Raw genomic sequence first — 9,090 nt, forward strand, 5'->3', positions numbered from 1 at the left:
CCTACATGATGGCCGATGCGTCCCGTCGCCTGGTGAGCGCGTAGAGCACTGCGGTGGCGATCACCGCCTCGGACAGCGACACCGCGGTCGCCAACCCCATCAACGCCGGCATCGGCTCGGCCGGTCCCGCGACCGGTGCGCCGTGATGGTGGGCGGGCATGGACCAGTGCACGGCGATCATGGCCAAATTCATCACCGCCACCACCAGCCAGGTCCGCGGCCCGCATCCACGCCACAGTTCGTAGGCGCAGAACAGGCACGCCCCCGCCATCGCGACGACCAGGACCACCAGCACGGGGCTGGCGGCGTGGCCGATCATCGTCACGTGCAGGGCCGCCGAGCCGGCGGCCACCATCGCACACAGCCGCCGTCCGTAGACGGCTGAAGCGGCGGACCAACCGGACATCCGTCAACTCTGGCAGCAATGCGCCGTCCGCGCAGCGGGAACGTTCAGCGCGGGGTTGCGATGTGCCGCCCAATTGATCAAACGGGCTCGAAAGTGCGAGTGGACCCGGCCAATTCGTCGAACTCGGCGCGGGTCAGCGCTCCAGGTCCGCGATGTCCAGGCGCTTGATCGGCCCGACCACCACGAGGTAACACACGATGGACAGCAGCGCGCTGAGTCCGACGTAGACCAGGGCCAGCTCGAATGACCCCTGCGTCTTGACCAGATAACCGATCACGATGGGTGTGGTGATGGCGGCCAGGCTGCCGAAGGTGTTGAACACCCCACCGGACAGACCGGCGATCTCCTTGGGCGTCGTGTCGGCGACGATGACCCAACCCTGGGCGCCGAAAGCCTTGCCGAAGAACGACACCGCCATGAGCAACACGACGAGCCAGGACGCGTCGACGTAGTTGCAGGCGATGATCGACGTCGCCATCAGCAGCCCGACCACGATCGGCAGCTTGCGCGCCTTGGTCTGCGACCAGCCGTGCCGCATCAGGCCGTCGGAGAGCACCCCACCCAGGATGCCGCCGATGAAGCCACAGACGGCCGGCAGCGCGGCGACGAATCCGGCCTTGAGGATCGACATGTGCCGCTCCTGCACCAGATACACCGGGAACCAGGTCAGGAAGAACCAGGTGATGGTGTTGAGGAAGTACTGACCGAAGTAGACGCCGAGCATCATCCGGTTCTTGAGCAACGCCTTGACATAGTGAAGTTGGTTGGTGCCCTTGGCCTGTGCCGGCGCGGCGCTGCCGGCGTCCATGTCGACCAGGGCGCCGCCTTCGCGGATGTAGTCCAACTCGGCCTGGCTGACGCGAGGGTGGTTGCGGGGGGCATAGATGACCACCATCCACAGCAGGCCGAACACCACGCCGATACCGCCGACGATGGTGAAGACGTGCTGCCATCCGGCCGCAACAACCAGCCAGCCCATCAGAGGGGAGAAGGCCGCGGCGGCGAAGTACTGCGCGGACTGGAAGATTGCCACCGATGTGGCGCGCTCCTTGGCCGGGAACCAGGCGGCGACGATGCGCGAATTACCCGGGAACGACGGCCCTTCGGCGAGGCCGACCAGCAATCGCAGGATGAACAGCAGGCCGACGGCGGTCCCCATCGAGAAGTTCCCGACGAAGCCCTGGCAAACGGTGAAGATGGACCACGACAGGATCGCGCCGCAGTAGACCTTCTTGGAGCCGTAGCGATCCAACAGCCACCCGGCCGGGATCTGGGCCACCAGATACGACCAGCCGAACGCGGAGAAGATGTAGCCCAGAGTCACCGAGTCGATACCCAGGGCGTCCTGGATGGCGTCGCCGGCCATCGAGATGGTGGAGCGGTCGGCGTAGTTGATGACGGTGACGGCGAACAGCATCGCGAGGATGACGTAGCGCACGTGACCGGCCTTGGCCGCGGGTGTGCGGTGCGGGCTGTCGGCCGGCGCGGTGGTGGCGGGATTCATCAGGACTCCTTGCGTGGCTCAGGTCACATCAGCGACCCGGCCGACTCTAAGCATCCGGATACATTCCCGTCCAAGCCCGATTCGGTATGCAGTGATGCGCTTTCAGCATCAAAATCGCGATACGTGGACTGCATCAATAATTCCAGAATCGGTGTTGGACTGGATCGAAGCGGAGTCCTTACCGTGGAGGGCATGACCACCACCGCCCCGATCAGCAGTGCCCTCAGCGCGCCCGACGCCGCGATCAAAGCCCTGGCAGCGGGCGCGGCCACCCAGGACCGCATCGACCGGGTGAGGCTGTCGTCGGTCACCCTGCCGCTCAAGACACCGATCAGCGACGCCAAGGTTTTGACCGGTCGGCAGAAGCCGATGACAGAGGTGGCGTTCCTGTTCGCCGAGATCCACACCGCCGACGGTCACTCCGGTATCGGGTTCAGCTATTCGAAGCGCGCCGGCGGGCCCGCGCAGTTCGCCCACGCGCAAGAGGTCGCCCCCGTACTCATCGGCGAAGACCCCAACGACATCGCCAAGATCTGGACCAAGCTGGTCTGGGCCGGCGCCTCCGTCGGACGCAGCGGGGTGGCCACCCAGGCCATCGCGGCCTTCGACATCGCACTGTGGGACCTCAAGGCCAAGCGCGCCAACCTGCCCATCGCCAAGCTGATCGGCAGCCACCGCGATTCGGTGCCCACTTACAACACCTCGGGCGGTTTCCTGCACACACCGATCGAGCAGGTGCTGGAGAATGCGTCGGCGGCGCTGGCTGCCGGCATCGGCGGGATCAAAATCAAGGTGGGACAGCCGGATTGGCGCACCGATATCGCCCGGCTGGAGAAGGTGCGCGAGCACCTGGGCGACGACGTGCCGCTGATGGTCGATGCCAACCAGCAGTGGGACCGGCCCACTGCGATGCGGATGGGCCGGATCCTGGAGAAGTTCAACCTGGTCTGGATCGAAGAGCCGTTGGACGCCTACGACGCCGAGGGGCATGCCGATCTGGCCCGCGCGCTGGACACCTCCATCGCCACCGGCGAGATGCTGGCCAGCGTCGGCGAGCATCAGCGGCTCATCGATGCCGACTCTGTCGACATCATCCAGCCCGACGCCCCGCGCATCGGCGGCATCACCCAGTTCCTCAAGCTGTCCACGCTGGCCGAGCAGAAGTTCCTGCAATTGGCACCGCATTTCGCGATGGAGATCCACCTGCACCTGGCCGCCACCTACCCGCACGGCGTGTGGGTGGAGCACTTCGACTGGCTGGACCCGCTGTTCAACGAGCAGTTGGAGATCAGCGACGGCCGCATGCACCTCTCGGATCGCGCCGGTCTGGGCTTCACCCTCAGCGAGCAGGCGCGCGCCTGGACCGTCGGGACCGCCGACTTCAGCTGAGCCCGAGGATCTGCACGCTCTCCTCGCGCATCTGCACCTTGCGGATCTTGCCGGTGACGGTCATCGGGAACTCCTCGACCAGGTGCACGTAACGCGGGATCTTGTAGTGCGCCAGCCTGCCGTCGGCGAATTCCCGAACGGCGTTGACGTCCAACGGTTTCGCGCCGGGCTTCAGCTTGATCCAGGCGCAGATCTCCTCGCCGTACTTGGCGTCGGGAACACCGATGACCTGCGCATCCTCGATATCGGGATGGGTGTAGAGGAACTCCTCGACTTCGCGGGGGTAGACGTTCTCCCCGCCGCGGATCACCATGTCCTTGATCCGGCCGACGACGGTGCAGTACCCGTCCTCGCGCATGACGGCGAGGTCGCCGGTGTGCATCCAGCCGTCCTGGTCGATGGCTTGAGCGGTCTTGTCCGGATCGTCCCAGTACCCCAACATCACCGAATACCCGCGGGTGCAGAATTCCCCAGGCTGTCCCCGTTCGACGATGTCCCCGGTCTCGGGGTCGACGATCTTCACCTCGACGTGCGGGTGCGCGCGGCCGATGGTGGCGGTGCGCCGGTCCAGGTCGTCATCGTGCAGGGTCTGACACGACACCGGTGAGGTCTCGGTCATCCCGTAGCAGATGGCCACCTCGGCCATGTTCATCTCGTTGATGCAGCGCTTCATCACCTCGATGGGACAGACCGAGCCCGCCATGATGCCGGTGCGCAACGTGGACACGTCGACCTGCGGGAACGACGGGTGATTCTGCATGGCGATGAACATCGTCGGCACCCCGTAGACGCCGGTGCAGCGTTCCTGTTCAATGGCTTTCAATGTCAGGCCGGCATCGAAGCCGGGGGCGGGGATCACCATGGTCACCGCGTGGGTGGTGCAGCCGAGGTTGCCCATCACCATACCGAAGCAGTGGTAGAAGGGCACCGGGATGCACAGCCGGTCACCCGGGCGCAGGTTGATGCCCTCGGCGACGAAGAACCCGTTGTTCAGGATGTTGCGATGCGACAGCGTCGCCCCTTTGGGGAAACCCGTTGTGCCCGAGGTGTACTGGATGTTGATCGGGTCGGTGGTGGACAGCGTTCGCTGTCGCGCCGCGAGTTCCTCCGTGGGCACGGCGCCGGCGCGCAGCGCGTCCCAGTCGGCAGTGCCCAGGAAGACGACGTCGGTCAGCGTGGGCGCCTCGGGACGGACCGCTTCCACCATGGCGACATAGTCGGAGGTCTTGAACTCGGTGGCCGAGATCAGCATCCGCACCCCGGATTGGTTGAGCACATAGCCCAGTTCGTGGGTGCGGTAGGCCGGGTTGATGTTGACCAGGATGGCGCCGATCTTGGCGCAGGCGTACTGTACGACGGTCCACTCGGACCGGTTCGGTGACCAGATACCCACCCGGTCACCCTTGGCGATGCCGCGGCCGAGCAAACCCCGTGCCACCATATCGATTTCGTCGTTGAGTTCCCGGTAGGTCCAGCGGGTGCCTTGGGCGCAGTCGACGAGCGCCTCGATATCCGGGTGGGCAGCGGCGGTGCGCTCGAAGTTGGCGCCGATGGTCTCTTCGAGGATCGGTGTCTCGGTAGGTCCGGCGTCGTATGACCTCATAGCAGATCCTCGTAGCGGTACTCGGTCTCGATCGGTTGGCCCGACTCCTCGCGCCTGCGCAGCTCGACCCGCCGGATCTTGCCGGAGATGGTCTTGGGCAGGTCGAAGAACTCGACCCGGCGCACCTTGAGATAGGGCGCCAGGTGATCACGGGCGTGTTCCATGATGGCGCGCGCGGTCTCGGCGTCGGCCGCCCAGCCTTCGGCCAGTGCCACATAGGCTTTCGGGATCGCCAGCCTTGTTTCGTGCGGTTGCGGGACGACGGCGGCCTCGACGACGGCGGGGTGTTCGATGAGCACGCTCTCCAACTCGAACGGGGACACCTTGTAATCGCTGGACTTGAACACGTCGTCGGTGCGGCCGATATAGGTGATGTACCCGTCGTCGTCGCGGCTGGCCACGTCGCCGGTGTGGTAGTAGCCGCCGTGCATCACCGCCGCATTGCGTTGCGGGTCACCGAGATAGCCCGTCATGAGGTTCAGCGGTTGTTGGCTGAGATCGAGGCAGATCTCGCCTTCGTCGGCGAGCTCGCCGGTCAGCGGGTCGACGAGCACCACCGGAACACCGGGCATCGGCCGGCCCATCGAGCCAGCCTTGACCGGCTGGCCGGGGGTGTTGCCGACCTGCAGGGTGGTCTCGGTCTGCCCGAACCCGTCGCGGATGGTCAACCCCCAGGCGCGGTGCACGGTTTCGATCACCTCCGGGTTCAGCGGCTCGCCGGCGCCCAGGATCTCGCGCAGTCCTTCGGGTTTGGCGCCGAGGTCGGCCTGGATGAGCATCCGCCATACCGTGGGTGGTGCGCAGAATGTGTTGACGCCGGCCCGGTGCAACTGGTGCAGCAGGGCGGCCGCGTCGAACCGGCTGTAGTTGTAGACGAAGATGGTCGCCTCGGCGATCCAGGGCGCGAAGAAGCAGCTCCAGGCGTGCTTGGCCCAGCCGGGTGAGCTGATCGCCAGGTGCACATCGCCGGGCCGCAATCCGATCCACGCCATCGTCGACATGTGTCCGACCGGGTACGAAATCTGGGAGTGTTCGACCAGTTTCGGCTTGCTGGTGGTGCCCGAGGTGAAGTAGACCAGCAGGGGGTCGTCGACCGCGGTGACGGTCTGGTGCTTCTCGGGCGTCGTGGCGTAGGCGTCCTGGTAGCGATGCCAGTTTTCGGCGCCTCCGACGGCGATGCGGACATAGTCGCCGGGCACCTGCTCGAACTTGGGTGTGTCGGCGGCGTTGGCGATGACGAACCGGGCGCCACCGCGGCCGATCCGGTCTTTGAGATCCTCCGGCCCGAGCGCGCCGGTGGTCGGCATGATGACCGCGCCGAGCTTGGCGACGGCGAGCATCGCCTCCCAGAGTTCGACCTGGTTGCCGAGCATCAGGATGACGCGGTCCCCCTTACGCACGCCGAGGCCACGCAGCCACGTCGCCACCCGGTCGGAGGCCGCCGCCATCTCGGCGAAGCTGACCTTGCGCTCGGTGCCGTCCTGTTCGACGATCCACAGCGCGGTGCGGTCGTTGCCCGCCGCAATGACGTCGAACCAGTCGATCGCCCAGTTGAACGACCCCGTGATCGTGGGCCACTCGAAGGTCGCGACGGCCTTGTCGTAGTCGGCGATGACGTCGACCAGATGGTCGCGCGCCTCGCGGTACAGGTCGGTGTTGGTCGCCATGCAGATAGGATCTACGTCACACTTGTCCGTCCGCTACCCCCGAAAGAGGGGAATTCTGTGCAATCGCTGTTAAGGCCCCGCGACACCGATGCGGTGCGCGCTGAGCTGCGACGGGTGGCCGCCGAGGCCGGCGTTCCGGTGCTCTTCGGTGGCGAGGTGCACGACGACGCGCTGCTGCTCACCGAGTTCGTCGGCACCCGTACCAGCGGCCTGCGCGGCCTGGTGGTGCGGTCCCGGTCCGGACTCGGCGGAGCCAGCATGGTGGCAGGCCGGCCGATGGCGGTGGCCGACTACCGCAACGACGTCAGCATCACGCACGACTACGACGCGCCCGTGGTCGGTGAGGGCATCCGCTCGGTGATGGCGGTGCCGGTACTGGTGGACGGCCGGGCCCGGGCCATGCTCTACGGCGCCTACCGGGCGACCGCCCCGATCGGCGGTCGGGCCGTGGACCTGATGGTCGACTCGGCACGGCGACTGTCACATGAGTTGCGGGTGCGCGATGAGGTGGACCGCCGGATGCGGCTGCGGGAGGCACACCTCGCCTCGGGTGATCGGGTGGCCAACGCCGAGCAGATCCGGGAGGTGCATGCCGAGCTGCGCCGGTTGGCCGCTTCTGCACCTGTCTCGATGCAGGGGCAGTTGCGGGTGTTGGCCGACCAGTTGGGTGCGGCCCTGTCGGGCGGCGCTCCGGCCGCGGCCCCGCTGACTCAGCGCGAAATTGATGTGCTTTCGCAGGTCGCCCTCGGGTGTACCAATGCGGAAGCAGCGGAGCGTCTTTCGTTGAAGCCGGAGACCGTGAAGAGCTATCTGCGCAGTGCCTCAGCGAAATTGGGGACGAAGACGCGGCACGAGGCGGTGTCGCGGGCGAGGCGGGGGCGGTTGATTCCGTGAGAGTCGCAATGGAGCGCTCGACGGTCCGCCCAGGGTGGCCCTGGGCGACAAAGGTCTTCGCCGGCCAGGAATCGCTCGATGAACCAACGGTCGCGCGCCGGCGACGTCTACCGATGGCGCGAAGTACGTGAGGTCTGAGTACTGCGAGAGCATAAGGGGTGCTGACGTTTCACCTCTCGACGGGCTGCGATCGCGCAAGTCGGCGGATTGACCTCCGTCTCGGCGACCAGCATGTCGGTAGGGCAGCCGTCGCCCTGAGACCCGCCGACAACACGTAAAATCTGCCAATAAGGGGGAAGCATGGATGTGCAACGTTCGGTGGCGGTGATCGTGGCGGGCATCTTGATTGTCACTTTCGTTGTCCTCGTTGTAGTGATGACCGCAGTCGTGTCTCGTGCCTCGACGGGTGCGCTGGCCCGTAATCAGTGGGCTGGGATCCGTACCCCATCGACGATGCGCAGCGACCAGGCCTGGGTTGCGGCCCACCGGGCCGCGCACCGATTGACACCGCTGTATGTGCTGTGGGCGGCGGTGGCCGATGCGGCGCTGGTGCTGGCGATCGTGCGCACATGGTCTGTCGGTGTGGTGATGTCGATCGCGGTTGCCGCGTTCGCAGTGTTCCTCGTCGTCGCTGTGTGTTCGGCGGCGCTCGCTGGCCGGGCCGCCAAGGCCATCGACAACGACACTGAGGGCAAGGCGTCACGAAACTCGTAGCCTCTGCGACCGAGACAGATCGATCCGCCATCAGCTGAGTGGGAATCAAGCCGAGTTTCGGCTGTCCTACAGATTCATCGACAGATGCATTGTGGCCCGAGATGATCACCTGAACTCTTTTGCCGCACATCATATTATGTCTGCACTTCGGCGCTATGATACCGCCTCGTCCTGCCGTCAGGTCATCGACGTAGCGAGCTCAGGTGCGTTGGGAAGCACGGGACACTTCTGCGCCAACCTGTTGGGGAGCCCTTCGCTACGGCCATTGGCCGCGTATTTAGTCATTGTCCGACGGCCCTACCGCCACAACAGCCCCGGTCAACTCGAGACGCTTCCGCCCCGGCACATGGGCCACTTAAGTCAACGCCGTAGTTGCGACACCCTCCCGGGGTTGACGTACCAGTCAGGTATATGCGAGTGTTTGCCACGCATCGCGAGGAAGCCAAACAGGGCCGGGGGGCTTTGTACTTCGCTAGGGGGATCACGGTTTATGGACACACTCGACCTCGGAACCATCATTCTTTGCTGTGCGGCGGATCACAGCTAGCTGACGTTTGGACGACGAGCCGGTTCCCGACTACACAGTGACGGCGCCCGGCACGGGCGCTGAAGCGGGTGTCTGTTGGAGGTGGTCACACCACACCTCTTGGCCGCCGTGATGTCTGCGTGCCTGCGCCTATACGCAGCGTGGGATGTTCATGTCTTCGAGGGGTAGTTCGGATATCGCTGTAACGCAATTGCATTGGCTTTACTGGGTGCGCGGGGAGGTTTACTGCATGGTTAGCGGCCTGGGGTCTTCTGGCCCCTTCGGTAGCGGGTCTTTCGCGTTCGTTGTTCGCGCCGTTTCTGAGATAACTAACCAGTTCGGGGTTCTAAATGTCCTCATCTGAGCTGGTGGGCTTGGGGTGAGTGT

At 65.4% G+C, this 9,090-nt stretch carries 7 protein-coding genes; 3 read left to right on the forward strand and 4 right to left on the reverse strand.

Annotation, left to right across the window (positions count from 1 at the left end; genetic code table 11):
- Position 1: 1 nt before the first annotated feature.
- Together AWB94_RS33815 and AWB94_RS33820 are read right to left on the reverse strand one after the other, a co-directional pair.
- Positions 2-406 carry a hypothetical protein gene (locus tag AWB94_RS33815; RefSeq protein WP_062659501.1) on the reverse strand — a complete coding sequence of 135 codons (405 nt, stop codon included), beginning with the start codon at positions 404-406 and terminating at the stop codon, positions 2-4.
- Positions 407-539: 133 nt separating this feature from the next.
- Complete coding sequence (locus AWB94_RS33820) at positions 540-1,910, reverse strand: MFS transporter (protein WP_062659502.1); 1,371 nt, start codon at positions 1,908-1,910, stop codon at positions 540-542.
- A gap of 192 nt (positions 1,911-2,102) precedes the next feature.
- Here AWB94_RS33820 and AWB94_RS33825 point away from each other — a divergent pair, with 192 nt between their 5' ends.
- Positions 2,103-3,299: an L-talarate/galactarate dehydratase gene (locus tag AWB94_RS33825; protein WP_062659503.1), complete on the forward strand. Its 1,197-nt coding sequence runs from the start codon at positions 2,103-2,105 to the stop codon at positions 3,297-3,299.
- Here the strand turns inward: AWB94_RS33825 and AWB94_RS33830 are convergent.
- Together AWB94_RS33830 and AWB94_RS33835 are read right to left on the reverse strand one after the other, a co-directional pair.
- Positions 3,292-4,902 (reverse strand): AMP-binding protein, encoded by a 1,611-nt coding sequence (locus AWB94_RS33830; RefSeq protein WP_062659504.1) that lies wholly within the window; start codon positions 4,900-4,902, stop codon positions 3,292-3,294. The two genes, AWB94_RS33825 and AWB94_RS33830, sit on opposite strands and share 8 nt — an antisense overlap.
- Entirely contained in the window at positions 4,899-6,569 is a 1,671-nt protein-coding gene (locus AWB94_RS33835; protein ID WP_062659505.1) for an AMP-binding protein, read from the reverse strand. The genes AWB94_RS33830 and AWB94_RS33835 overlap by 4 nt, the downstream gene beginning before the upstream one ends.
- Before the next feature lie 57 nt (positions 6,570-6,626).
- On the opposite strand from AWB94_RS33835, the gene AWB94_RS33840 reads away from it, so the two are divergent.
- On the forward strand, positions 6,627-7,463 hold the full coding sequence (locus tag AWB94_RS33840) for a helix-turn-helix transcriptional regulator (RefSeq protein WP_062659506.1): 837 nt from the start codon (positions 6,627-6,629) through the stop codon (positions 7,461-7,463).
- Positions 7,464-7,763: 300 nt separating this feature from the next.
- Positions 7,764-8,177: an SdpI family protein gene (locus AWB94_RS33845; protein WP_064961395.1), complete on the forward strand. Its 414-nt coding sequence runs from the start codon at positions 7,764-7,766 to the stop codon at positions 8,175-8,177.
- Positions 8,178-9,090: the final 913 nt, after the last annotated feature.

The organism is Mycolicibacterium canariasense (assembly GCF_002101555.1).
GTDB lineage: Bacteria > Actinomycetota > Actinomycetes > Mycobacteriales > Mycobacteriaceae > Mycobacterium > Mycobacterium canariasense.